Genomic DNA, 23,390 nt, shown 5'->3' with positions numbered 1-23,390 from the left:
ACTACTTTATATCAGTAGGGCGATTTACATTAAGAAAGTAAGGCAGTTGATCGCCAATAGGGATAGCCTTGCCGAAAGTTTTTAAATATTGATTTAAGGCCAGTTGATTTGTTTCTAAACGTGTTTTCAATGAGTCTACTGCGTTTTTAGGCCAATAAGATGGCAATGGATGCCATTGATGGTTTGGATTGGTGAAAGCCGTTGTTTTTCCAGAGGAGACTCCTGCTTCGATTAAAGGCATTAACGTTTCCTTGTCAATAAGCGGCATGTCTATGGCAAGAACCAAAAGGTCACTTTTAAGTGCTTCAAGGCTTGATAAAATTCCGCCCATTGGGCCTTTAAGCTTATACTTGTCTTTAATGCATTGGTGGGTTTCTTTCAGTAAATGATATTGCGAATCATTCACCGAAAGGCATACATCAGAAGTAATGGCTTTTAATCTTTCAAGTAGTTTGTCTAAAACCTTTTCGCCATTCCATTCTAAAAAAGCCTTATCACTTCCCATTCTAGAACTTTGTCCGCCAAGAAGAATCAGGCCCTTAGGTAAAGAATCAACCATCCGTTTTATGAATTCTTATCCGCACCATTTTTGAAGCAGGTGTTAAGCTCTTTTTAGCAAAAGAATCGATCGGTACGAGTGGATTAGTTTCTGGGAAGTAAGTGGCTACATTGCCACTTGGAATAGGGTAGGGAATGACCAGAAATTTGTTTACTCTTCTTGTTTCTCCATTAAATTCGCTGGTAAGGTTGACCACATCTTTAATTTTTAAACCTGCCGCTTTCATGTCTGACTCGTTCATCATAACCACGCGTCTTTCATTCTGGATACCTCTATAACGATCGTTTAAGCCATAGATAGTCGTATTAAATTGATCATGACTTCTAATGGTCATCATCATATATTCATCTTCAGCTTTGGAGTGGTTTGGCAATTCGGTTATTGTGAAATTGGCTTTGCCATTGGCAGTATTGAATTGTCGTTCTCTTGCTCCATTTGGCAAATAAAATCCACCAGGTTCACGAACTCTTTTGTTGTAATCTTCAAAGCCTGGGATAACTTGTTCGATTACATCTCTAATGTTGTCGTAGTTATCAGCCAGAATATCCCAATCGATGGGCGAGTTCTTAAGCGTTGCTTTTGCCAGTTCTGCCACGATTTTAGTTTCACTTAGCAAATGTTCTGAGGGTGGGTTTAGAATGCCTTGCGACGATTGAACAACTCCCATTGAGTTTTCACACGTTACAAATTGTTCTCCTGAAGCTTGATTGTCAATATCCGTTCTGCCTAAGCAGGGAAGTATTAGCGCCGTTTTACCATGCACTAAATGGGATCGATTCAATTTAGTGGAGACATGGACTGTCAAATCGCAATTTTGAAGTGCCTTTGCCGTATAATCAGTATCGGGTGTTGCTGAAAGGAAGTTTCCACCCATTGCAAAAAACACTTTTGCTTCTTTTTGGTGCATGGCTTTAATGGCTGGTACCACAGCATGTCCATGTTTTCTTGGTGCTTTTATCCCATGTACAGCATCTAATTTATCTAGGAAACCCTCTTTAGGCGCTTCCCAAATGCCCATTGTTCGGTCGCCCTGAACATTACTATGGCCACGGACAGGACATGTACCCGCTCCTGGTTTTCCAATGGCACCACGCATGAGCAAAAGGTTGACAATCTCTTTAATATTATCAACACCATTCTCATGTTGTGTTAGTCCCATAGCCCAACAGATGATGATTTTTTCGTTTTTAGCTACCATTTGGGCTGCTTCACGAACATGCTTAGGCTCAATTCCACATTGCTTAATGCAAGCCATGTAGTCAATGCTTCTTATTTGCTTTATAAAGTCTTCATACCCTGAGGTGTGTTCTTCTATAAATTCATAATCGATTATAGAACCTGAGCGCTCCATATCCATTTTGTGCAGCTCATACATCAAGGCTTTCAGAAAAGCTACATCTCCATTGATTTTACAGGGCAAGAAGAGATCGGTGATGGCAATTCCACCTGTTAGCATTCTTCTTGGACTTTGTGGGTCCACATAGCGCATAAGACCGGCTTCGGGCAATGGATTTACGGTAATAACTTTACCACCTTGCTCTTTACATTTTTGAATCGCTGCCAACATTCTTGGATGATTGGTACCTGGGTTTTGTCCCATTACAATCAAGAGCTCTGCTTTATGAATGTCTTCTAACGTGACTGACCCTTTGCCAATGCCAAGGGTTTCAGAAAGGCCAACACCGCTAGATTCATGGCACATATTCGAGCAATCGGGAAGATTATTTGTGCCATAGGCTCTTACAAAAAGCTGGTAAAGGTATGCGGCTTCGTTCGAGGTTCTACCTGACGTATAAAACAGGGCTTCATCGGGGTTTGACAGTTTGTTTAATTCTGAACCTATTAGTTTAAATGATTCATCCCAAGTAATTGATTCATAATTGGTTTTGCCTTTCCTTAAAACCATTGGTTCGGTGAGTCTTCCCAGTTTTCCAATCTCGAAATCGGATCGCTTGGAAATTTCTTGAACGCTGTTTTGAGCAAAGAATTCAGCGGTTAACAATTTGCTCGAAGCTTCTTCGGCGATGGCCTTTATTCCATTTTCGCAGTACTCGCCAAGTTTAGACCTTTCATCGTCGGGGTCGGGCCAAGCGCAACCTGGACAATCGAAGCCGCCTTTCTGGTTTATCTTTAAACTGAGTTTTAGCGCGTCGCCTTTCCTCATGTAAGCATTCATATGCTTTAGGGAAGAAGTAATGGCTTCTTTTCCAACGGAAGTTTCCTTCGGTTTAAAGAATTTTCCTCCACTGAATTCCTCTGGTGGTTGTACTTGTATCTCTTCCTTATTCGATTCGCTCATGTCCACAATAAATATTGAATCTATTCTCTTTCAAAAACCCTATCAGCGTATGTCCTCTTTCGCTCGCCAATTCAATGGCTAAGCTAGAAGGGGCGCCCACACTTACAATAACCGCTATTCCGGCCATTGTTGCTTTTTGAATAAGTTCGAAGCTCGCTCTACCACTTAGGAATAAGATATTGCTTGCAAGTGGCAATAAGCCCTGTTCCCAGCATTCTCCGATCAGTTTGTCAGTAGCATTGTGCCGGCCGACATCTTCTCTTAAGGTAATTAATTCTCCGCTCGAAGAAAAGAGGGCAGCTGCATGTATACCTCCAGTTTGAGTAAAAGCAGATTGCTTGGCCAAAACCTTTTCCTGTAAGTTGAATAAAGCAGTTTTGTTAACTTTTAGTGAGGCCATATTCAGCTCGAATTGACTCTTCACTGTAATAGCATCTATAGATGACTTACCGCAAACACCACAGCTTGATGTTGTGTAAAAGTTTCTGTCTGCTTTGCCCAATGATAAATTCGCTCCATCATGAACTGTTACTTCAACTATATTTTCATCAGTTATTTCAGTTTCTATAATTTCAGCATAATCAGAAATTATTCCTTCTGTAAAGAGAAATCCTTTGGCCAGCAGTTCATCATTTCCGGGTGTGCGCATAGTAACAGAAATGGCTTTGCCTACAATTTCTTGATCCGTTTTAAGCCTTATTTCTAAGGGTGCTTCAATGGCTACGATATCTGAAATATCTTCTGAATCATCCGAATAGACCCTTTTTATATTAATTTGGTTTGTAGCTCTTGAAATGTCTTGTTTCATTTTGATACGATTGGGTTTTCGTATAAATGAGACTCATTTTCATGTTTTCTTGGTTGAAGGCACTTAAAATCTTTCTCAACTAAGAGAAAAAGTCCAGATGGAGTTGTGAATTCAAAGCCTACTTTTTCGTTCTGATCCCATTCTACCAATTGCCCTTCAGGGACTTGAACCGCGATGAATCCATTTAAAAAACTAGCATTCATTTCGGAAGCTGTGGTTGCCCGAATTCCATAGGTAAAGTTGCCATTTGGAAATGCACAGACGTCGCTAACACTTCCCGTGTTCACCAATTCGGTTACTTCTTCAGGCGCTAGTCTTAAGCGGATGCTATTACCGTTTACTCTTATTTTCATGTGAACTGTTTTTCAGTCTCAATTCAGTTTGTGCTATTCTTCAGACGCTAGGAAAGTCCTGAAATAACGCCTTCATCATTTATAGACATGCCTTCTGATGCTGGTACTGCCGGTAGGCCAGGCATACGCATCATTTGCCCTAAAATGGGTATAATAAAGCCGGCTCCAGTGGCATATTCAAATTCACGAACGTTTACCACAAAGTTCTCAGGTCTACCATATCGAAATTCGTTATCGCTTAAAGATTTTTGAGTCTTTGCCATACAGATAGGTAAGTCGCTAAACCCAAGTTTTTCAATCCTCATCATTTGCAGTTTCGCCTTTTTGGAGAATTCTACTTGATCTGCTCCATAGATCTCTTTGGCGATAATTTCTATTTTTTCTCTAATCGGAGCGTCCCAGTCATAAAGGGGCTGGAAATTATTTTGATAAGATTCTATTGTGCTTACTACGGCTTCTGCAAGTTCTGTCATGCCTTTGCCGCCTTGTGCCCAACCTCTTGCCACGACAGCATGAACGCCTTGATCTGCACATCTCTTTTTGATCAATTCAATTTCTTCATCTGTATCGGAAGGAAAGGCATTAATAGCTACAACAGGGTTGAATCCAAATTTTTGCAAATTTTCAATATGTTTGCCCAAGTTGGCAAAACCTTCTTTTACACGTTCAACGCTTGGCGTATTGTATTCTTCTTTTTTTGCACCGCCGTGATGTCTTAAGGCTCTAATAGTTGCCACAAGTACCACCGCTTTAGGCTTGAGCCCAGCTGATGCACATTTGATATCGAAGAATTTTTCAGCACCTAAATCAGCACCAAAACCAGCTTCTGTTACAACATATTCACTTAACGACATGCCTATTTTAGTGGCTATCACTGTATTAGTGCCTTGGGCGATATTCGCAAAAGGGCCGCCATGAATTACTGCTGGGTTGCCTTCTAGTGTCTGAACCAAATTCGGTTTAATCGCATCTTTTAAAAGGATGGCCATGGCATTTTCTGCCTTGAGATCGCGTGCGTAGATAGGCTTTTTATCGAAAGTATAGCCTACAAAAATATTTCCCAACCGCTCTTTTAAGTCCGAGAAGTTCTCAGCCATGCACAAGATGGCCATTACTTCAGACGCAGGTGTAATATTGAATCCATCCTCACGCGGAATGCCATTAGTAGTGCCGCCTAAACCTATGGTGATTTGCCTAAGCGATCTATCATTCATATCCATTACCCGCTTCCAAGCAATGGTTCTTGGGTCAATATTAAGGTTATGCGTTTTGCTTTGGATATTATTATCAATAAGCGCTGACAATAGGTTGTTTGCCTTTTCTATTGCCGAGAAATCACCGGTAAAATGAAGGTTGATGTCTTCCATAGGAATAACCTGCGCATAACCGCCACCGGCAGCACCGCCTTTGATGCCAAATACAGGTCCTAAAGATGGCTCTCTTAACACGACGGTAGTTTTCTTTCCGATTTTGTTAAGCCCTTCGCTTAGGCCGATCGAAGTAGTGGTTTTTCCTTCTCCAGCAGGAGTAGGTGTCATGGCAGTAACCAAAATCAGGTTGCTTTGCTCGATCTTGTCAGGATTTAACAGGCTAAGTGGCAGTTTCGCTTTATACTTGCCATAGTGTTCTAAATCATCTTCTGAAAGCGAGAGTTTAGCGGCTACTTCATTGATATGTCTTATCTCTGCAGCTTGTGCAATATCAATATCAGCCAGGTTGTGCGTTTTGTTTTCCATTCCTAAAAGTTTACAGTTTCGAAGTTAGAATAAATGATGGTTTTACAATCCTTTGAAATGACCAATGGATTGATTTTGCGCACAACTTTTTTGTAAGGCTTCTGTGTGAAGGCTATTTATTTATTGAATTATCTGCTTACGTTTCCAAATACCTGTTTTATACCAGATGAAAGTGATAATTGCTGGAAGTACGTAAGATACTGGAAATGACCACCATATGCCTAAGTAGCCCATGCTTTCCATATTTGAAGCGATAATGGCGAATGGGAATTGAATAACCCAAATACCAATAATGGTAAATATCATAGATTCTACCGTGTTGCCTGACCCTCGGAGCGTCCCTACTAATGCCAATTGCATACCCATGAAACCAAATGACGGCGCTGTGATTTTAACAAAAGAAACGCCCATGTTTACTACATCATCGTTGGCGTCAAGAAAAGTCCTTACGATCGGTTCGGCGAAAACGTAGAATAAGACACCGAGAGCACTCATGGATAGAAAAGCAATTCCTGCGGCGTAATTGGAAGTAGTTTCTGCTCTATCTATCTTCTGGGCGCCAATATTTTGGCCTACCAAAGTCGCGTTAGCTTTCATTAAACCTAAGGCAACAATGACTACAAAACTGATGAGCCGAGCGCCAATGCCATAAGCTGCAAGTACTTCTGTTCCAAATTTGGCAGCTACTCCTGTTAGAATAGTTAGGCCAAAAGCTCTGGCAGATATTTCTAGGGACGAGGGCATTCCAAGTCTGAAGGCTTTTTTGAGTAAAGGGAAATCAAATGAGAAGCTTGTGAGTGTCAGTTTAAAATCTGTCTTGCCCGAAAACAGAACATAATATCCGATTGCGGCAGAAAGGCCTAGAGTAGCCAATGTGGAATATGCCGCACCTGCCACGCCATAGGCGGGAATAGGCCCCCAGCCATAGATAAAGAGCGGATCGAGTAAAAAATTTAGTCCTAGACTTAATGCGTTGATATATAGCGGTATTTTAACTTCACCAACGCCACGTAAAAGCGACTGAAAAAGGATAAAACCAAAATTGAAAACCAGACCTATAAATATGGTACGTTGAAATAGGTCGGCCTCTGCGAAAATTTCTTGTTCTACGCCTAGCCATTGTAGTATTTGTGGAGAAAGGGTATAGGCTACTGCGGAGAGTACTAGCGACATTAAAAAAACCATGACCAAGGACTGAGTCGCCACATGATTGACCATTTTAAGGTCTTTTGCACCATAGTATTGCGCCACCAGAATTGTACCAGCAAAGGCAAAACCAGAGGTAAGCGAGATCAATAGAAAGTTTACGGGATAGCTTACGGAAACTGCGGCTACAGCATTAGCACCTAAACGACCTACCCAATACGCATCGACGAGCTGATAACCAGTTTGTAGCAAATTCGCTCCAATGATCGGGATGGCCAAGGCTATTAATGCCTTTAGAATATTGCCCTCGGTAAACGATATTTTTTCTTGCTTCATTGGTAGCAGCGAAAGTAACAAGTATCGCAGGAAAGACAGTCTAAAAATTCGATTCATATGGGATATGATTGAGGGCGTCGAGTTTATATACTAGTGCCATGAAAATACCCTAAGCGTAAATTGAAAGAATTGATAGAAAGCATGGGATCAAACTTCACAAACATTAACATAAAGGGCAGCGAATTACTTTTAGATAAGTCTTGAATGACCAAGCATCTTGATAGCTTTGTCGCACCTGAATATTTTCCTATGAAGCGATTCGCTCTTCTTATTGTGTTTTATGTTATTTGCTTAAATGCGATAAAAGCTCAGAAAACTTGGGTGGATGAAGGAGTAACGATAACGAAGCTTGATACTCTAGGTAATGGCTACGAGTCGCTTAGAGGATCGTTTATTATTGAGAATTCCAGCATTTACGAAGTGATGAACCTTATTCTAGATGTGGATGGATACGATTGGGTAGAGGGGGAAAGTAAATCTAAAATGCTGATCGTAGATGAAATGGATTCTTCTTTTACCTTCGATTTCTTTGTAAGAATACCTTGGCTGTTTATTAAAAAAACTGGTCGTGTAAAAGTGGATGTTCATTTTGAGGGTGAAACCCTTTACACTAAGTCAACACAGCTCAAAGATTATAAGCAAAAAGAAGGTTATGATTTAGTGGACTTTTATTCAGCGCAATGGAAACTCCAGAAGTACCGCAACCATGATGTAAAAGTGACTTACCTGGGGGTCTATCAAGACCAAAAAATGTTAATCAACATAAACGGTATTATTGTTAACAGAATTAGAAAACGATTGAACGGTACTTTTCACAACCTGAAATCGCTTACTGCGGAAAAGCCCAATCCAGTTAACGCGCTTGTTTGGCCCAATAAACGGGTTATCTCTGATAATTAAAGCAAAGGCGCCGAGTAAAACGGTTTAGTGTTTTCTCAACGCCTTCTTAATCAACATCCTTACTTGTTGTCCTTATTTATTAAGGCAATGGCTTTTTCTAATGTTTCGTCTTGTTTAATGGTGGTTTGTTTTACGTAGTGGGTAGGTATATACTTCTCACGTGGCGTTCCATTGACATGGTCTAGTTTGGTAGTGGTTAGTTTATAGCCAAATCCTTGATGTTTTAACCCTAAGTCAAAAACTTCTCCGGCAAGACGCCGCATTTCAGAACCCATTACTACACCACGTTCCATTCCTTCAAAACCAATAGCGAGCCCTTCGCCCATACTGCCTGTCCAGCGGCCAACTAGAACTACTACGGGCTTCTTGTATTGCGTCAATCGAGGGGTTACATATTCGACCCAGCTGCGCTTAATATCAGGGTTATTATTTGATGTTTCGATTAAAGAGTGCCTTTGATAAGGACGAGGTTCACTGATGAATCTGCCCATAATTCCACGAGCCTCATAAGTGTCTCCACCGAAAACAGTATTTCGTAGATCTAAGATGAGACCATCGGTTTGATCGAGTTCGTCTAATGCCTGATCGAATTCTTTGACTAGACTGTCATTACCTAAAGCATCGTTTATTCTAATAACTCCTATATTTTTGACAGATCTGGAAGATAGGTTTCCATTGTTGTTTTTAAGTTCAATTTGGTCTAAATCCAACGCTATTTCTTCTCCACTTTTTAGTCTTAAAGTCAGTACTCTAGGCTGGTCATATCTACCGGAAAGTACCTTATTAATAATCCATTCGCGTACTTCAGGGTTAGATTTATCATGACAATGCGTAGGAAAATCCTCAATAGCCTTATCAAAGCTTACTCCATTGAATTCGGTGATTTCGGCGCCAATAACTTCCTGTTTTAAGTTCAGGATTTGCGTTTGCCATACGTTCACAATGGTGGGCTTGTTATTTTGCAAAGCAGCGTAAACGGGGGCAAAAAGTCTATAAGATGAATTGGTGTTTGTTCTTAGTGTAAGATGATTATCATAGAACTCATCAAGTAAAAACTCAAAGAGTAGAACCGTTTCAGTTCGGTTGGTTACCTCTTTAGCTTTTTGTGTATAGTGATCCCTCAGGCAGTTAAAGTCAACTTGCTTTTCTTCTTTGTAGACGTAATAATTTTCAAGATTGCTTAAGACAACGTTAAGGTCTTCTTGAATTTTTGCATGGTCAATATTATTGGTTTGTGCGCTTACCGATAAAGTGCAAAAACATGCAATTAGTATAAGTATGACTTTGTTCATTTTGAAGTGGTTTTGAAAACAATATGCTACAAATGAACAGTAAAATCTTTTTTGGGGGACTACACGCAAGGGTAGTTTTAGTAGTGTGTCTCTGAGCCTATTCTAAGGCATTTATTGTCAATTTAGATGCTGAAGCTGAATAAAAAGACTTTTACAAGTTCAGGGCATATGAATTAAATGGCTCAGGATCTATCAGGATGATCATGTTTGTTTTGAGTTTGTTTGCTGTTAAAGAATCTTCTTAGAAAATAGTTTCTGATAATGCTTAAAATCGTCAAATAAGCTGTTAGTGCAAAGTTGTTTTGGTGGTGGTTTTCCATACCGAGCACTGGTAAAATGAGGTAAAGTGAAACTACAGTAATAAAAAAACCAATAGCCACGTTCGCTAGGCTTTCCTTTAGCGACTGTTTTTTAGTCTGCATGTTTCAATAATCTTACCTGCGATGAATTGCGGTCTTTTTCTATTTCTATTATTCTATACCCAGAAATAGATGTATCGATTTCTATTGTTTTTGCGTGTTTTTGGATTTGAAAGGCAACTGCGGGAGTTATGTGCTGGGTTAGATTTTCATATTCCAAGGTGCTTTCCATATGGTAGTGACCGCAGTAAATATCAACCTTGTTTTTACACGTTTTTAAAATGCTAACAAGCTCTTTTCTATTCTTCAGTCTCCCTATTTCATCTACTTTTAGTGGAAGGCCTAATACAGGGTGATGGATGAAAATGATTATAGGTTTTAAAGATTTGATTTCAGATTCTAACCATAGGAGTTGATTGTTATCAATAAAGCCTTCAGAAGAGTCTAGAAATATAAGTTTAACAGATTCAACGTCATCAGACCGATACAACTTTTGTATAGAACAGCTAGTACCAAGCGGAAGGTATTCTGAAATTTCTGTAAAGCGATCATGATTACCGAGTGTAATGGATAGGGGAACGTCTTTGAGTTGATTAAAGAAATATTCTATACCGTCACCCTGAGCTATATCTCCAGTACATATGATTTTCTCAATGCCTTGCTTGCGGATGTCTGTTAATATGTAATCGAATCGATTTCTGGATTCGTTCTTATTATCGAAAGGGTATTCTTCGTCTAAGTGTAAGTCGGTAATATGAGCAATTTGAAGCGGCATGTTTAATTCGTGTATACATGCAATACTAAGTCGATGCTTTTTAGGTGACTTATAATATCTTGCTTATTCTAACTTTTTAGCCTGAATTCTATTGGGGAAACTCCTACATACTTCTTGAATGTATTCGAAAAATATGCAGGTTCTTCAAAGCCGCATAGCATGCCTATTTCGGCGATTGAACATTTTGAATTTTGTAAGTAGTTTCTGGCTTTGTTCAATCGAATTTGTGTTAGGTATACCAGTGGAGAACTTCCATTGACTTCTTTAAATAACCTGTGCAAGTAGTACTTACTTAAACCAATGGTCTTGCTGAGTTTTTCCAGACTGATACTCTTTTCTAAATTGTCGTTCAAGTACTCTTTAGCAAGGTTTATTTGCGTAAATAGCTCCTTTTGCGTATTAGTTTTAACAATATTAAGTACAACAAATCCTTTTGCAACTTGAACTTGCTCTTTTACAATTTCTTCTGATAGCTGTAGGAATAAATTATCCATTTGCTGCTTAAAGGCTGAAGTGTCATTGGCATAAAGATAAGCCGCACTTTTCAAGAGTAGCCCAGTGCTACTTGTTGAATTTTTTTGAGCAACCTCTAAGAAGTCGGCGCTTATGTCGGCAATATTATAGAATTGGTAGACTTCTTTTATCAGGTCTTTTGATAGGAAAAAGGATAAGCCCTTGGTGCCTTTTTTAGCTTCTGTTGTGATTTTGCAGCCGTTGTTTATTATAAGAAATTGATCCTTTGATAGTTCTACCTGCTGATTGTCATGTCGATATGTTTTTTCGCCTTCAATGACATATTTAATTGTATAAGTAGATGAATAAGATATTGATATATCAGAAGTGTGATCTGAGTATAAAACCTTGTTTTCGAGTTGGTTTGAAAAAGTAGGTTTTGATGTGATCTCTTCTAGTTTAACCATGAAGCGTAAAGGAAGGGTTATTCATCAAGGTTTCTAGATTCGATAACTTCTTATTTCTTTTCAACCCTTAAGATTTTCTCCATTTTTCTGCCCTTGGCCAGTTCATCCACTAGTTTGTCCATATATCGAGCTTGACGAGTAGTGGCGTTGTCGATTTCTTCAATTCTGTAGCCGCAAACCACTCCTTTGATCATGTGCGCATTTGGGTGAAGCTTAGCTTCTTTGAAAAAGTCTTCCACCGTTACTCGGTCATCAATCAATTGTTGGAGTTTTTGACTATCGAAGCCAGTCAGCCATTCTAGTACTTGGTGCAACTCTTCTTCAGTTCTTCCTTTTTTCACCACTTTGGTGACATAATGTGGGTAAAAAGAGCCAAAGATCATTTTTGCTACGCGCTCATTATGTTTTGGTGTCACTTTCATAAAACTATTTTAGCGTTTTCTATAGAAAATGGCAAATTGGATCAAATTGAAGTTAGTAGAACTATTTCTCAATCAATTCCATAGTAAGAATTCGAACATCTTCAAGTGGCCAGTCTTTTTCATCTACAGCAACTTGAGAAATTTTCTCTACTACATCCATACCCTGTATAACTTCTCCAAATACTGTATAAAGCTGATCAAGAAATGCATTTCCTCCTTCGGTTTTATAGAATTCTCTTTGGTGCTGGGGAATAGTGTAATAATTGAAACCTTCAGGGTCTCCTTCGATAGATAAAATTGAATCTGTTAGATGAGAAACAATCTCGTTATTCCAGTTTCCAATCTGTGTTGCCTCAACATAACGATTTAGAACTTTTTGATTTTGCTCCATCTTCAACCAATAATTGAGTTTCCTTTTGCGGTTGATTGACTTTTCGTAACCGTTGAGTAAAGAATCAGATAAAACGCTACCAATCTGTACAGTAAAATGTGTTCCAGAAGATCTCAAATCAATATTCGCAATACGTGCCATGCTTAAAGAACCCTTTTTATGAAAAAGAGAAGTGTCAATTTCGGCAGGAAGAGTATGTTCATTTTTGATTAGTTCTAGCTCTTCCTCAGGACTCATTCTGGAAAACATGTCACCAGCTTGAACGATGAATTTGGGTATTGCTCTATGAAAGGCAATACTATCATAAGCACCTTTCTCAACGAGCTGGATAAAATTATCACGATGCTTTGGTGTTTTATTACTAAGCTCAATAACAAATTCGCCCATGGTTGTAAACACTTTCACTTGCTGGTTTACATTAACAATTTCTTGCTCTGTCTTTGAACCGCAAGAAAAGAGAAGCAAGGTTATAATAAGCGGAAATAGTTTTTTCATTAGCCGAATCGTTTACCTAACAAAAATACAATAACTACTTTTAGTAGATAAACCCGGCTTATGAGTGATTTAGAGAATTGATCGAACGCCATCCTTTAATTGATAGAGCTCTTCAATTTGACTTATTGTAAGTGGTTTGTTGTAAATGGACAGCTCATCCATTAACCCGACAAAGCCTAGTCCGAGAAATATACTAGATGCTCCTAAATTCCAAGTAAAAGGATCGTCTATTCCACTTATTGAACCTTTTTTTATGCCATTGAGGTAAAGGCTTGCTATGCTGCTTGCATTGCTCAAATCTTCATAGGTTATGAGTACATGGGTCCATGTTTTTCTAGAAAATGGAGGGGAATCCACGTTTACCAATCGTTTTTCAAATTCAACCTGATAAGGAGAAGCAAGCGTGTCCTGAGTCCAAGCGTTCTTATCACCAATAACACCCAATCGAAAATTTGGTGGGTTGTCATTGGTGAAATCAACCCAAATCGAGGCGTCATTATAATTTTTATCTGTGATTTGAACTGGATCGGTGTATCCGTCTAGATCAGTAGCAGGGTCAACGCTCAGCCAAAATGAAATGGTTCCTGACCAGTTTTGCGGATTGTAGGAAATGTTGTCTTTACTTTTATAGTAGACGACTTTACTACTCTTCGCGCCAAACTCAAAGGCATCGCCAAACTTACCTTTTCCACTAGCGATTCGATAGTCGTTAGCATGCATTCCCATTTGTTGTTCTTCAAGTTTTCGCACTGAATTAATATAAGAAGCACTAGCCGTATACATGTTTGAATCTCCTAAGGCAAAGTCTGCTGTTGTTCCAGTATCGAAAGAAGTGTAGAACGTAAGTGCATCTTTCAAACCTGTTGATGAATCTTCTTGACAGGAAAAAATCTGAAGAACTACTATTCCGAAAATTGTTTTGATAAATAGATTTTTCATGTCAATTGTATTTTAGTCGAATTACAAATCCTATTTATTCAAAAGAATAGTTCAATTTCCGAAATATGTAAATCTTAAGGTGAGATTTTTAGCTAGTCATTATGAAATATTTTCAGGTATAAGGTTTCCTGTCCATTAATCAGTTTTTAATGACTTTCAAGTCCCAAGATTCAAGCCTATCCAATAACTTATATTCGGTCCAATCAAATTTTAGTGGCGTTATTGTTATATAACCATTTTGATAGGCGTAAGTATCTGATTCTGTATCGGTTGATTTCCTGATACTATATTTTTCTTCATATTTCATTTTGTTATCCAGTTCTTCTGTTTTCTGAAATTCCCTTTTCAGATAATAGTCCCCCATAGGTCTAATAGCAACTCCTTTTGGTTCTCCGGAAGGGATATTGACTGAGATTACTACGCCTTTTGGTGCGCCTTCTTTCTGATATTTTATAATCAATTGAGAAACGAATTTTGCTGATAACTCTGTGTTTACTCCGTATCGTTCTTGAGAGACTGCTATTGAAGGAATACCATAGTAAAGGGCCTCCATGGCAGCACCGACTGTTCCAGACATGTGTGCAATGTTGCCAACATTCGCTCCTTGATTAATCCCTGATACTACCAAATCAAAAGGTTTTTCCTTTCCTAAAACCTTAATGCCGTATCTAACCGCATCTGAAGGGCGGCCCCCAACAGCGTAACCAAAAAACGAACTGTTTTTGTATAATTTCTCAACTGTAGTAGCTCTTGAGTCGGTAGAATGACTTGCGCCGGATTGATTAAGCCTTGGCGCAGCAATAATCACTTCTACATTAGGGAGTGCTTGAATTTCATTATATAGACTTTCTAACAGTGGTGATTCGATACCGTCATCGTTTGATATTAAGATCCGATAAGTTTGTCCTACTGAATTTAGACTGAAAACAAAGAGAAATGTTAGTGTTAGAAAAGGGCTAAAGAATTTTTTCATGAATTAATGATAGTCATTTTAACATTGAATCATTGTAAGCAATGGTATTTGTTTGACAATTGAGACATACTAGCCTAGCCCATAATCTTAGATAGGTCGTCAAATTTTCGGCTTGTACCAAAACAAAACAAGAAGGATGGGGGACTATAGCTTATTCAATTCCTTTTGAATAAAGCGTATAATCGGTTTACGATATTTGCTGTCGGGTTTGGCAAGGTTTTTCCAAAGGTCTGTATGCGTAAGTTCATTAGCATAAATCACGTCAAAGTCCTTAAAATCTGTTTTCAGAAGAGCCGTTACAAAATATTTAGTGTATTGGTCAACAGTTCCGTCGCTCATGATAAGCAAGGGGGTAGATAGATTGTCTAAAAAAGTCATAGGAGAAGCCTCGGCAAATGCTTCTTGGGTATTTCCAAAAACTGCTTCTACATGGAGTTCTGCCAACTCTGGTTGAGATCCATTTTTAAAAACCTCATGATAATTTGCGATATCATAGGCACCAGAAATGGGAATAATTCCTTTGAAAATATCTTCAGGAAGATCTTGTGCTTTAATGTACTTGTCATTCAAGTCTATCAAAGCCGCTAAATGTCCACCAGATGAAAATCCACCAATAAAGAATTTTTCTCTACTGAATCCATAGTCTGCCGCGTGCATGTATAACCACTTAACGGCGGCGGCGATATCTTCTACATGGGCCGGATGCTGAACTCCCTGATCTCGTTTAGGATCTTGCCAGGTGGCAGGGCTCAAACGATGGCCAATGCTGGCCACAGCTATTCCTTCAGAAGCAAATTGTTGCGCAATACCCAGTTCTTGATTGTGGTTTACATAAGACCATGCGCCACCACCAATCCATATTAACAGTGGGGCGTCTTTGGTAGATGAAGGTATGACTAAGCTGAGCCTTTGAAGGCTGTCGTTTACTACTTTTCCTTTATTTATGTAAGAAAGATCCTTGAATATTCTGTTTTGAGCAAAAGCACTACTTAGGCTCAGAAAAAAGATTATTGACAAGCGACAGAATTTCTTCAATGGCTATGATTTACTTAAAAGCTGGTATGCCGGTAATTTCTGCACCTAGAATTAGCAGGTGTATATCATGTGTTCCTTCATAAGTTACTACAGATTCCAAATTGGCCATATGGCGCATCATTGGGTATTCGCCTGTAATTCCCATTCCACCGTGTATTTGCCTAGCTTCGCGTGCAATATTTAGTGCTACTTCAACTGCATTACGTTTCGCCATCGATATTTGTGGGGTAGTGGCTTTTCCTTCGTTGAAGAGTTGACCTAAACGCAAGTTGAGTAGTTGCGCTTTAGTAATTTCGGTCAACATTTCAGATAATTTCTTTTGCTGTAACTGGAATGCACCAATAGGTTTGTCGAATTGGATACGTTCAGCACAATACCTTCTTGCAGATTCATAACAGTCCATAGCGGCACCAATCGCACCCCATGCAATACCGTAACGTGCAGAATCAAGGCACATCATCGGAGCGCCTAAGCCACTTTTATTAGGAAGTAAGTTTTCCTTTGGCACTTTCACATTATCGAAAACAAGTTCACCAGTGGTACTGGCTCTCAACGACCATTTTCCATGGGTTTCTGGCGTAGAGAACCCTTCCATACCACGTTCAACGATCAGTCCGTGAATACGACCTTCTTCACTTTTCGCCCAAACCACCGCTACATCAGCTTTAGGCGAATTTGAGATCCACATTTTCGCACCGTTCAATAGATAGTGGTCGCCCATATCTTTAAAATTGGTTGTCATACCAGATGGATTAGAGCCATGGTCTGGCTCTGTTAATCCAAAACAACCTAGCCACTCCCCAGAAGCGAGTTTCGGTAGGTATTTATTGCGTTGTTCTTCGTTACCAAACTTATAAATAGGGTACATCACTAAAGAACCTTGCACAGAGGCAGTAGAACGCATGCCAGAATCGCCGCGCTCAATTTCTTGCATAATGATACCGTAGGAAATGTAGTCCATTCCGCCACAACCATATTCGGTTGGAAGTTGAGGTCCAAATGCTCCAATTTCACCAAACTTTTTAACGATTTCATAAGGGAAATGAGCGTTTTCAGCCCAGCTTTCTATGTAAGGAGAAATTTCTCTTTTAACGAAGTCGCGCACGGCAGTTCTCACCATTTTGTGCTCTTCTGTGAGCAAGTCGTCCATCACATAGAAATCAGGATGCTCAAAAACGTCTTGTTTAGCGGATTTTTGAATTTTTGAAGAAGAATCAGTGCTCATAGGAATTTGGTTTCTGAATTAAATGTGGTCAATTTTAGCCCACTTTTTAATGTATGCAAACGTATGAACAACTCGGAAATCGACCAAAATATAATTGACAGAATTAAGAAGCTGGAAGAGAAATATGAGGCAATGGGTCAAGATATGTCTTCGTATCTGGACGGTTTACTTCATGCAGATTTTTTAAAGTATTGGGATTATATCAACCTAGACTCTCTTTTGGGCCTTCAGCAACCTAAAACCGACTTCCCTGATGAAATGATTTTCATCATCTATCATCAGATTACGGAACTCTACTTTAAGCTTACTTTATGGGAAATGAAGCAGATTCATGCATTAAAACATCCTGATGCTGACTTCTTTGTGGCTCGCTTGAAACGTATCAATAGTTATTTTGAGCATTTGTGTCTTTCGTTTAACATGATGACGGACGGGATGGAGAAGGAGCAATTCCTAAAATTCAGGATGTCGCTATTACCATCTTCTGGCTTTCAGTCAGGCCAATATCGGATGATTGAAATAAGTGCGACTGATATGTATAATCTGGTTAATAAAAACATCAGAGATCAGTATTCCGAAGAATCGTCTACCGAAGAATTGTACGAGGCCATCTATTGGAAAACAGGTGCTACCGAGCTTAAATCTGGTAAAAAAACGTTGACACTAGAGCATTTTGAAGATAAATATTCAACGGAATTTCTCCATTTAGCGAGCGATGTAAAGACAACTAACTTCTACCATGCGTACAAAGAACATTATTCAAATAATGAAGGAAGTGACGCCCTGAAAGAAGAACTTCGTCGATTCGATTTATTGGCCAACGTAGATTGGCCTTTGGCACATTACAGATCGGCTGTTCGCTACTTACAAAAAGACCCCGAAGATATAGCTGCTACTGGAGGTACAAATTGGCAGAAGTATCTTCCGCCACGTTTTCAAGGTATTATTTTCTTCCCTGAGCTTTGGACAGACCAAGAAAAAACAGAATGGGGAAAACACTGGGTAATGAAACAATTGGCTGGTCAGCATTAATTGCTAATCACTGATAACCAATAACAAATAACTGGCAAAGCCAAATTATGCAGAAAACCATACAGACCACGCTAACCCCAGAAGAAGCATACAATCCTGAGGTATTTGAGGAAGTAATTCTAAAGAGGGCTCACATTCAAGATCCTTCTGCAGAAGTTCGTCCTTTGAAACGATCAATTGATGCACGTTCTAAAAGGGTTAAAATTAACATTCAGGCATTAATATCAGTAAAAGAAGATTTGCCACCGCTTATTTCCTATAAGCGAGATTATCCGGATGTGACTAACGCAGAACCAGTGGTTATTGTCGGTTTTGGACCAGCTGGGATGTTTGCAGCTCTACGCCTAATAGAGTTAGGCTACAAGCCCATTGTAATAGAACGTGGGAGTGATGTAAAGAAGCGCAGACGTGATATTGCTGCTATTAACAAAGATCATATTGTAAACCCTGATTCGAATTATTGTTTTGGAGAAGGCGGGGCAGGTACTTATTCTGATGGTAAACTCTACACACGTTCTAAAAAGCGAGGAGATATCCAGAAATCACTGGAAATATTGGTGGCGCATGGTGCTACGGAAGATATCTTAGTTGATGCGCATCCTCATATTGGTACGAATAAGTTACCTAAAGTTGTTCAGGAGATTAGGGAATCAGTTCTAAATGCAGGCGGAGAAATCCACTTCGATACAAAAGTGTCTGACTTTACTGTAAAGGAAGGAGAGATGAAAGGCGTGGTGCTGGAAGATGGTTCTCAGGTTGAGGGCTTAGGCGTAATTCTGGCTACAGGCCATTCTGCGAGAGATATTTTTAAACTGCTTGACAAAAATAAAGTACTGATAGAGGCAAAACCTTTTGCACTCGGTGTACGGATTGAGCATCCACAAGAACTCATTGATAAAATTCAATACCATTGCCCAACCGATAGAGGCCCATGGCTGCCGGCGTCATCATATGCACTGGTGCATCAAACGAATTTCGAAAGTAAACAACGTGGTGTTTTTAGTTTTTGTATGTGTCCGGGTGGTTTTATGGTGCCAAGTGCCACCGCTCCAGGAGAGGTAGTTACAAATGGCATGAGCCCTTCACGGCGTGACTCCAAATTTGCCAATTCAGGTATTGTAACGGCGGTTGAGTTAGAAGATTTGGCTGATTATCAGCAACATGGAGCACTGGCCGGGCTCGCCTTCCAACAGGAAGTCGAACAGCGTGCTTGTGCAATCGCTGGAGGCACGCAAGCTGCACCAGCACAGAAAATGTCTGATTACATTAATGGTCACGTGTCGCGCACGCTGAATGATACTTCGTATCAACCCGGCTTAGTATCGGCTGATATGAGTGAGGTTTTACCGCCCGATGTTCATCATCGATTGAAACAAGCGCTCAGAGCTTTTGGCAAGAAAATGAAAGGTTACTTAACCAACGAGGCACAGATTGTAGGTGTGGAAAGTAGAACATCCTCACCTGTGAGAATTCCTAGGGATAAAGAGACTTGTGAGCACGTCCAAATTAAGCGTTTATTTCCCAGCGGGGAAGGTGCCGGTTATGCGGGTGGAATATTATCTGCCGCTATGGATGGAGAAAAATGTGCCGATCAATTAATTGCAGCCTATGGTAAAGTAAAGGCTTAGTAAAGCCCCTCTTTCATCATTTTAACTGCTTCGAAAAGGCTATCTAAAAGCGCAAGTTCCTCAGCGCCTGTTGCGAGTGTTTTCGCTTTTTCTAAGTACTCTGAGGCGCTTTTGTAGTCACCTAAAAGTCCTTTGGTATAACCCATGATAGAATTCAATTCGAAGTTTTTATCTTCTTCGGCTATTGCCTGACCAAGCAAAGAAGATGTAAACTGATACATGTCTTCACTGGGGTAGTTCTCAATAATGTCGTAAGTCGTGTTAAGTGCAAAATCTGCTTTTTCGGTTCTTGCTAGATGGTTGTTCATGTAGGAATTGACTTCAAGCTTAAAAGCGTCGAATTCCTCTCGTTGGGCGTAGTACAGTGCCTTTGTTGTATATCTCGCCTTTGGCAATTGTGCCGCATCTAAAAACTCGGGTAGTACATCGATCACCAGTTTATTCAGAATATCAGCGTCTCCGTATTTAATGGCTAACTGAAGGTTGTCATTATAAACCGCACTCATGTAGTCGTTGAATTCGTTAATTCCATGTGTCTCTATCATGAGCTCTTTGTTGGCTTTCATGTACCGAAAGGTGCTGCCAGTAACTTGGTTTTCATACCTAGAAATTAGCCAAACTGTTTCAATATCAAGGTAGTCTTCAGGCCTAAGCCATGTAATATATTCCTGCGCAATTTCCCTGGCTTTATTTTGATCTTTAACTTCCAGAATACTAATGAGTTCTAGTCTTTCATCTTTAGTGATGATTTTAGAATCATACTTCTCTTCTAGCGCTGGTAATATCGACCACATTCTTTGAAATTCTTGCCCATAAGCATTAAGTGCAGTCGCTGGAAGAAAGCCCGTTAAAGCTTGAAATATTTCTTGATCTTCCGTAAGAAAGAGAAGTGTAGGATAGTCGGAGATTCCGAACTGATCGGCACGAGGAATGCCAAAATCAGATTCCGCATCTAATTTAATATTGACGAAATTCTCATTGAAGAAGGAGATTACCTTGGGATTGGTATAAACCTCTTCGTCCAGTTGTTTGCAATAGGAGCACCAGTCAGTAAAAACGTCAGCAAAGACTAGTTTACCTTCACGTTTGGCCTTTTCAAAAGCCGCGTTCCATTCCTGATTGTTTTTTATTGTAGTAAAAGCTATCTGTTCTAACTGCTCATTTCCTAGCAAAATGCCGCTGAAAAGGAGTAAGAATGTAATCAAATGAACTTTCATGACTTTTTTAATCGTTTCTACACCAACGTACCTGAAGCATGTTGATTATATTCACCGGCAAAAATAGGTATAATTAGTTCTAACAACGGTTAAAATAAGTTAATGGGTAAAACAGTAATTATAGGCAGCGTACCAAAGCCACATCGCTATGCATATCAGGCCGCTACCATGTTGTCTGATAATGACTTTGAATTTGTCCCCATGGGAATTCAAGAGGGGCAGGTTTTAGGTCATGAAATTCTGAATGTAAATGACAAACCAAATATTACAGATGTAGATACAATTACCCTTTACATTAACCCAATTAGACAAAAAATGTGGTATGACTATATGATTTCTTTGAAACCGAAACGCATTATTTTTAATCCGGGCACTGAAAATCAAGAGTTTAAATCGATGGCCAAAAAGTCTGGTATAGAATGTCTGGAAGCTTGTACTTTAGTTATGCTTTCAACAGGCGTTTACTAAGCTTTTTTTACTTATATTTGAAGATCATTTTAGGGCCAATGAGACCTACTATTTTTCGATGATATCTAAGATCGGATCAGGTCCTATAGAATTTTGTTTTTAAAAGATTTATGAGCGAAGAAAAAGCGAATAAGAACCAAGATTATTCTGCCGGTAATATTACGGTTTTAGAAGGGTTAGAAGCAGTAAGAAAAAGACCAGCCATGTACATCGGAGATGTTGGCATTAAAGGTCTTCACCACATGATTTGGGAAGTAGTCGATAACTCTATCGATGAAGCACTTGCAGGGCATTGTGATACTATTTCAGTTACTATAGAAACAGACAATTCCATTACTGTTCAAGATAATGGTAGAGGTATTCCTACCGGAATGCACCCCAAAGAGCAGCGTTCTGCCTTAGAAGTTGTTATGACAGTACTTCATGCCGGTGGTAAGTTCGATAAGGATACCTACAAAGTATCGGGTGGACTACACGGTGTTGGTGTATCCTGTGTAAATGCACTTTCTTCTATGTTGGAGGTAACCGTTCACCGAGAAGGCAAAGAATTTAAGCAAGAATACTCTATGGGTATTCCAAAGTATAAGGTAAAAGAAACTGGTACCGCTACGAATAGTGGTACTAGAGTTCATTTTTTACCAGATACGAGCATTTTTACAGTTAGTGAATACCGATACGAAACAGTAGCTTCTCGTTTAAGAGAGCTTTCATTCTTGAATTCTGGGATTCAGATTAACCTAGAAGATAAAAGAGAGTTAGACGAGGATGGTAATCCTAGAAGCGATGCTTTCCATTCGGAAGGCGGTTTGACTGAATTTGTTCAATACCTAGATGAAACACGTGAAAGCCTTATTGAGCTTCCCATTTTTGTCGAAGGCGAAAAAAATGGTGTTCCTGTAGAAGTAGCCATGACTTATAACACTTCCTACGCGGAAAATGTAGTGAGTTATGTAAACAACATTAATACAATAGAAGGTGGAACCCACGTTTCCGGTTTTAGAAGAGCGCTTACAAGGACTTTAAAATCTTATGCTGATAAGTCTGGCTTGCTAGACAAAGTAAAGATAGATATTAGTGGAGATGATTTTAGAGAAGGCTTAACAGCTGTTATATCTGTAAAAGTTGCAGAACCACAATTCGAAGGGCAAACCAAAACGAAACTAGGGAACTCTGAAGTATCAGGTGCTGTAGAAAGCTCTGTAGGAGAAATTTTAGGTATCTACTTAGAAGAGCATCCGAAGAGCGCCAAGCAGATCGTTTCAAAAGTAATTTTAGCAGCACAAGCACGTCATGCCGCTAGAAAAGCAAGAGAGATGGTTCAGCGTAAAAATGTACTTTCAGGTACAGGTTTACCAGGTAAGCTTGCCGATTGCTCAGAAAAAGATCCTGCGGTTTGTGAGATTTATCTAGTAGAGGGAGATTCCGCTGGTGGATCGGCAAAACAAGGCCGTGATAGAAACTTTCAGGCAATTTTACCCTTAAGAGGTAAAATTTTGAATGTTGAGAAAGCTCAAGAGCACAAGATTTACGACAATGACGAGATCAAGAATATGATCACGGCTTTGGGAGTGACTTTTGGTACAGAAGAGGATGATAAGGCCTTGAACATGGAAAAGCTGCGTTATCATAAAGTAATCATAATGACGGATGCTGATATTGATGGTAGTCACATTAGAACCCTAATTTTGACTTTCTTCTTCCGATATATGAGACCGCTTATTGACGCTGGTTACTTATATATTGCGCTACCACCGCTATACTTACTCAAGAAAGGTAAAGATCAACGTTATTGTTGGGATGAGGCTCAAAGGGCTATTCTTACAAGAGAAATGGCAGGAGAGGGCAAAGAAGAATCGGTAAATATTCAACGATACAAAGGTCTTGGAGAAATGAATCCAGAACAACTTTGGGAAACGACTATGGCTCCGGCTAATAGAAGTTTAAAACAAGTAACCATCGATTCTGCGGCAGAAGCTGATCACTTGTTCTCAGTGCTTATGGGCGATGAGGTTCCTCCAAGAAGAGAGTTCATTGAGAAAAACGCTAAGTATGCAAAAGTTGATGTCTAAAAATTAGACCTTA

Annotated in this window: 22 protein-coding genes; 5 read left to right on the top strand and 17 right to left on the bottom strand. The window is 39.5% G+C overall.

Features of this window, described 5'->3' with window-relative positions:
• Window position 1: 1 nt before the first annotated feature.
• The 6 genes from mobA to JXQ92_RS06330 form a co-directional block, all read right to left on the bottom strand.
• On the bottom strand, window positions 2-559 hold the full coding sequence (mobA, locus tag JXQ92_RS06355; RefSeq protein ID WP_421985758.1) for a molybdenum cofactor guanylyltransferase: 558 nt from the start codon (window positions 557-559) through the stop codon (window positions 2-4).
• Window positions 552-2,858, bottom strand: coding sequence for an FdhF/YdeP family oxidoreductase (locus JXQ92_RS06350; protein WP_421985757.1), 2,307 nt, complete (start codon window positions 2,856-2,858; stop codon window positions 552-554). The genes mobA and JXQ92_RS06350 overlap by 8 nt, the downstream gene beginning before the upstream one ends.
• On the bottom strand, window positions 2,842-3,666 hold the full coding sequence (fdhD, locus tag JXQ92_RS06345; protein WP_421985756.1) for a formate dehydrogenase accessory sulfurtransferase FdhD: 825 nt from the start codon (window positions 3,664-3,666) through the stop codon (window positions 2,842-2,844). The genes JXQ92_RS06350 and fdhD overlap by 17 nt, the downstream gene beginning before the upstream one ends.
• A complete protein-coding gene (locus JXQ92_RS06340) occupies window positions 3,663-4,019 on the bottom strand; it encodes a DUF7009 family protein (protein ID WP_421985755.1) in 357 nt (118 codons plus the stop codon). Before JXQ92_RS06340 ends, fdhD begins: the two co-directional genes overlap by 4 nt.
• A gap of 47 nt (window positions 4,020-4,066) precedes the next feature.
• Entirely contained in the window at window positions 4,067-5,755 is a 1,689-nt protein-coding gene (locus tag JXQ92_RS06335; RefSeq protein WP_421985754.1) for a formate--tetrahydrofolate ligase, read from the bottom strand.
• A 120-nt stretch (window positions 5,756-5,875) separates the two neighbouring features.
• Complete coding sequence (locus tag JXQ92_RS06330) at window positions 5,876-7,294, bottom strand: MATE family efflux transporter (protein ID WP_421985753.1); 1,419 nt, start codon at window positions 7,292-7,294, stop codon at window positions 5,876-5,878.
• A gap of 192 nt (window positions 7,295-7,486) precedes the next feature.
• On the opposite strand from JXQ92_RS06330, the gene JXQ92_RS06325 reads away from it, so the two are divergent.
• The gene (locus JXQ92_RS06325; RefSeq protein WP_421985752.1) at window positions 7,487-8,137 is read left to right on the top strand and encodes a hypothetical protein; all 651 of its coding nucleotides are present in this window, start codon (window positions 7,487-7,489) and stop codon (window positions 8,135-8,137) included.
• 59 nt (window positions 8,138-8,196) lie between these two features.
• On the opposite strand, the gene JXQ92_RS06320 is transcribed toward JXQ92_RS06325, so the two are convergent.
• The 10 genes from JXQ92_RS06320 to JXQ92_RS06275 all read right to left on the bottom strand — a co-directional run bounded on the left by JXQ92_RS06320 (window position 8,197) and on the right by JXQ92_RS06275 (window position 16,963).
• Window positions 8,197-9,429, bottom strand: a complete 1,233-nt coding sequence (locus JXQ92_RS06320; RefSeq protein WP_421985751.1) for a S41 family peptidase — start codon at window positions 9,427-9,429, stop codon at window positions 8,197-8,199.
• Window positions 9,430-9,611: 182 nt separating this feature from the next.
• A complete protein-coding gene (locus JXQ92_RS06315; protein WP_421985750.1) occupies window positions 9,612-9,851 on the bottom strand; it encodes a DUF7220 family protein in 240 nt (79 codons plus the stop codon).
• Window positions 9,841-10,563: a metallophosphoesterase family protein gene (locus tag JXQ92_RS06310; protein ID WP_421985749.1), complete on the bottom strand. Its 723-nt coding sequence runs from the start codon at window positions 10,561-10,563 to the stop codon at window positions 9,841-9,843. Before JXQ92_RS06310 ends, JXQ92_RS06315 begins: the two co-directional genes overlap by 11 nt.
• A 68-nt stretch (window positions 10,564-10,631) precedes the next feature.
• Window positions 10,632-11,483: a helix-turn-helix transcriptional regulator gene (locus JXQ92_RS06305; protein ID WP_421985748.1), complete on the bottom strand. Its 852-nt coding sequence runs from the start codon at window positions 11,481-11,483 to the stop codon at window positions 10,632-10,634.
• A gap of 50 nt (window positions 11,484-11,533) precedes the next feature.
• Entirely contained in the window at window positions 11,534-11,905 is a 372-nt protein-coding gene (locus tag JXQ92_RS06300) for a DUF2200 domain-containing protein (RefSeq protein WP_421985747.1), read from the bottom strand.
• Window positions 11,906-11,966: 61 nt separating this feature from the next.
• Window positions 11,967-12,791 carry a peptidylprolyl isomerase gene (locus tag JXQ92_RS06295; protein ID WP_421985746.1) on the bottom strand — a complete coding sequence of 275 codons (825 nt, stop codon included), beginning with the start codon at window positions 12,789-12,791 and terminating at the stop codon, window positions 11,967-11,969.
• Window positions 12,792-12,860: 69 nt separating this feature from the next.
• Window positions 12,861-13,730: a LamG-like jellyroll fold domain-containing protein gene (locus JXQ92_RS06290; protein WP_421985745.1), complete on the bottom strand. Its 870-nt coding sequence runs from the start codon at window positions 13,728-13,730 to the stop codon at window positions 12,861-12,863.
• Between the two features lie 139 nt (window positions 13,731-13,869).
• Window positions 13,870-14,703 carry a 5'/3'-nucleotidase SurE gene (gene surE / locus JXQ92_RS06285; protein ID WP_421985744.1) on the bottom strand — a complete coding sequence of 278 codons (834 nt, stop codon included), beginning with the start codon at window positions 14,701-14,703 and terminating at the stop codon, window positions 13,870-13,872.
• 144 nt (window positions 14,704-14,847) lie between these two features.
• Window positions 14,848-15,738: an alpha/beta hydrolase fold domain-containing protein gene (locus tag JXQ92_RS06280; RefSeq protein WP_421985743.1), complete on the bottom strand. Its 891-nt coding sequence runs from the start codon at window positions 15,736-15,738 to the stop codon at window positions 14,848-14,850.
• A 10-nt stretch (window positions 15,739-15,748) separates the two neighbouring features.
• Window positions 15,749-16,963 (bottom strand): acyl-CoA dehydrogenase family protein, encoded by a 1,215-nt coding sequence (locus JXQ92_RS06275; protein ID WP_421985742.1) that lies wholly within the window; start codon window positions 16,961-16,963, stop codon window positions 15,749-15,751.
• Between the two features lie 63 nt (window positions 16,964-17,026).
• Between JXQ92_RS06275 and JXQ92_RS06270 the strand changes: the two genes are divergently transcribed.
• Window positions 17,027-17,995: a tryptophan 2,3-dioxygenase family protein gene (locus JXQ92_RS06270; protein ID WP_421985741.1), complete on the top strand. Its 969-nt coding sequence runs from the start codon at window positions 17,027-17,029 to the stop codon at window positions 17,993-17,995.
• Between the two features lie 47 nt (window positions 17,996-18,042).
• On the top strand, window positions 18,043-19,623 hold the full coding sequence (locus JXQ92_RS06265) for an NAD(P)/FAD-dependent oxidoreductase (RefSeq protein WP_421985740.1): 1,581 nt from the start codon (window positions 18,043-18,045) through the stop codon (window positions 19,621-19,623).
• Here the strand turns inward: JXQ92_RS06265 and JXQ92_RS06260 are convergent.
• Entirely contained in the window at window positions 19,620-20,840 is a 1,221-nt protein-coding gene (locus JXQ92_RS06260) for a DUF255 domain-containing protein (protein ID WP_421985739.1), read from the bottom strand. The two genes, JXQ92_RS06265 and JXQ92_RS06260, sit on opposite strands and share 4 nt — an antisense overlap.
• Window positions 20,841-20,942: 102 nt before the next feature.
• Between JXQ92_RS06260 and JXQ92_RS06255 the strand changes: the two genes are divergently transcribed.
• Both JXQ92_RS06255 and gyrB read left to right on the top strand, forming a co-directional pair.
• Window positions 20,943-21,308, top strand: a complete 366-nt coding sequence (locus JXQ92_RS06255) for a CoA-binding protein (protein WP_421985738.1) — start codon at window positions 20,943-20,945, stop codon at window positions 21,306-21,308.
• 110 nt (window positions 21,309-21,418) lie between these two features.
• Window positions 21,419-23,377, top strand: coding sequence for a DNA topoisomerase (ATP-hydrolyzing) subunit B (gene gyrB / locus JXQ92_RS06250; protein WP_421985737.1), 1,959 nt, complete (start codon window positions 21,419-21,421; stop codon window positions 23,375-23,377).
• Window positions 23,378-23,390 lie beyond the last annotated feature (13 nt).

The organism is Roseivirga sp. (assembly GCF_049099775.1).
Taxonomy (GTDB): Bacteria; Bacteroidota; Bacteroidia; order Cytophagales; family Cyclobacteriaceae; genus Roseivirga.
The sequence above is the reverse complement of the archived record's forward strand: the minus strand, read 5'-3'. Positions and strand labels throughout refer to the sequence as shown.

Excerpts from the sequence above, each read along its gene's own strand:
- JXQ92_RS06315 (WP_421985750.1), bottom strand. The coding sequence starts at position 9,851 with ATGCAGACTAAAAAACAGTCGCTAAAGGAAAGCCTAGCGAACGTGGCT.
- gyrB (WP_421985737.1), top strand. The coding sequence starts at position 21,419 with ATGAGCGAAGAAAAAGCGAATAAGAACCAAGATTATTCTGCCGGTAAT.
- JXQ92_RS06305 (WP_421985748.1), bottom strand. The coding sequence starts at position 11,483 with ATGGTTAAACTAGAAGAGATCACATCAAAACCTACTTTTTCAAACCAA.
- JXQ92_RS06270 (WP_421985741.1), top strand. The coding sequence starts at position 17,027 with ATGAACAACTCGGAAATCGACCAAAATATAATTGACAGAATTAAGAAG.
- JXQ92_RS06340 (WP_421985755.1), bottom strand. The coding sequence starts at position 4,019 with ATGAAAATAAGAGTAAACGGTAATAGCATCCGCTTAAGACTAGCGCCT.
- JXQ92_RS06320 (WP_421985751.1), bottom strand. The coding sequence starts at position 9,429 with ATGAACAAAGTCATACTTATACTAATTGCATGTTTTTGCACTTTATCG.
- JXQ92_RS06310 (WP_421985749.1), bottom strand. The coding sequence starts at position 10,563 with ATGCCGCTTCAAATTGCTCATATTACCGACTTACACTTAGACGAAGAA.
- JXQ92_RS06325 (WP_421985752.1), top strand. The coding sequence starts at position 7,487 with ATGAAGCGATTCGCTCTTCTTATTGTGTTTTATGTTATTTGCTTAAAT.
- JXQ92_RS06330 (WP_421985753.1), bottom strand. The coding sequence starts at position 7,294 with ATGAATCGAATTTTTAGACTGTCTTTCCTGCGATACTTGTTACTTTCG.
- JXQ92_RS06275 (WP_421985742.1), bottom strand. The coding sequence starts at position 16,963 with ATGAGCACTGATTCTTCTTCAAAAATTCAAAAATCCGCTAAACAAGAC.
- mobA (WP_421985758.1), bottom strand. The coding sequence starts at position 559 with ATGGTTGATTCTTTACCTAAGGGCCTGATTCTTCTTGGCGGACAAAGT.
- JXQ92_RS06290 (WP_421985745.1), bottom strand. The coding sequence starts at position 13,730 with ATGAAAAATCTATTTATCAAAACAATTTTCGGAATAGTAGTTCTTCAG.
- JXQ92_RS06260 (WP_421985739.1), bottom strand. The coding sequence starts at position 20,840 with ATGAAAGTTCATTTGATTACATTCTTACTCCTTTTCAGCGGCATTTTG.
- JXQ92_RS06350 (WP_421985757.1), bottom strand. The coding sequence starts at position 2,858 with ATGAGCGAATCGAATAAGGAAGAGATACAAGTACAACCACCAGAGGAA.
- JXQ92_RS06300 (WP_421985747.1), bottom strand. The coding sequence starts at position 11,905 with ATGAAAGTGACACCAAAACATAATGAGCGCGTAGCAAAAATGATCTTT.
- JXQ92_RS06295 (WP_421985746.1), bottom strand. The coding sequence starts at position 12,791 with ATGAAAAAACTATTTCCGCTTATTATAACCTTGCTTCTCTTTTCTTGC.
- JXQ92_RS06335 (WP_421985754.1), bottom strand. The coding sequence starts at position 5,755 with ATGGAAAACAAAACGCACAACCTGGCTGATATTGATATTGCACAAGCT.
- fdhD (WP_421985756.1), bottom strand. The coding sequence starts at position 3,666 with ATGAAACAAGACATTTCAAGAGCTACAAACCAAATTAATATAAAAAGG.
- surE (WP_421985744.1), bottom strand. The coding sequence starts at position 14,703 with ATGAAAAAATTCTTTAGCCCTTTTCTAACACTAACATTTCTCTTTGTT.
- JXQ92_RS06255 (WP_421985738.1), top strand. The coding sequence starts at position 20,943 with ATGGGTAAAACAGTAATTATAGGCAGCGTACCAAAGCCACATCGCTAT.
- JXQ92_RS06265 (WP_421985740.1), top strand. The coding sequence starts at position 18,043 with ATGCAGAAAACCATACAGACCACGCTAACCCCAGAAGAAGCATACAAT.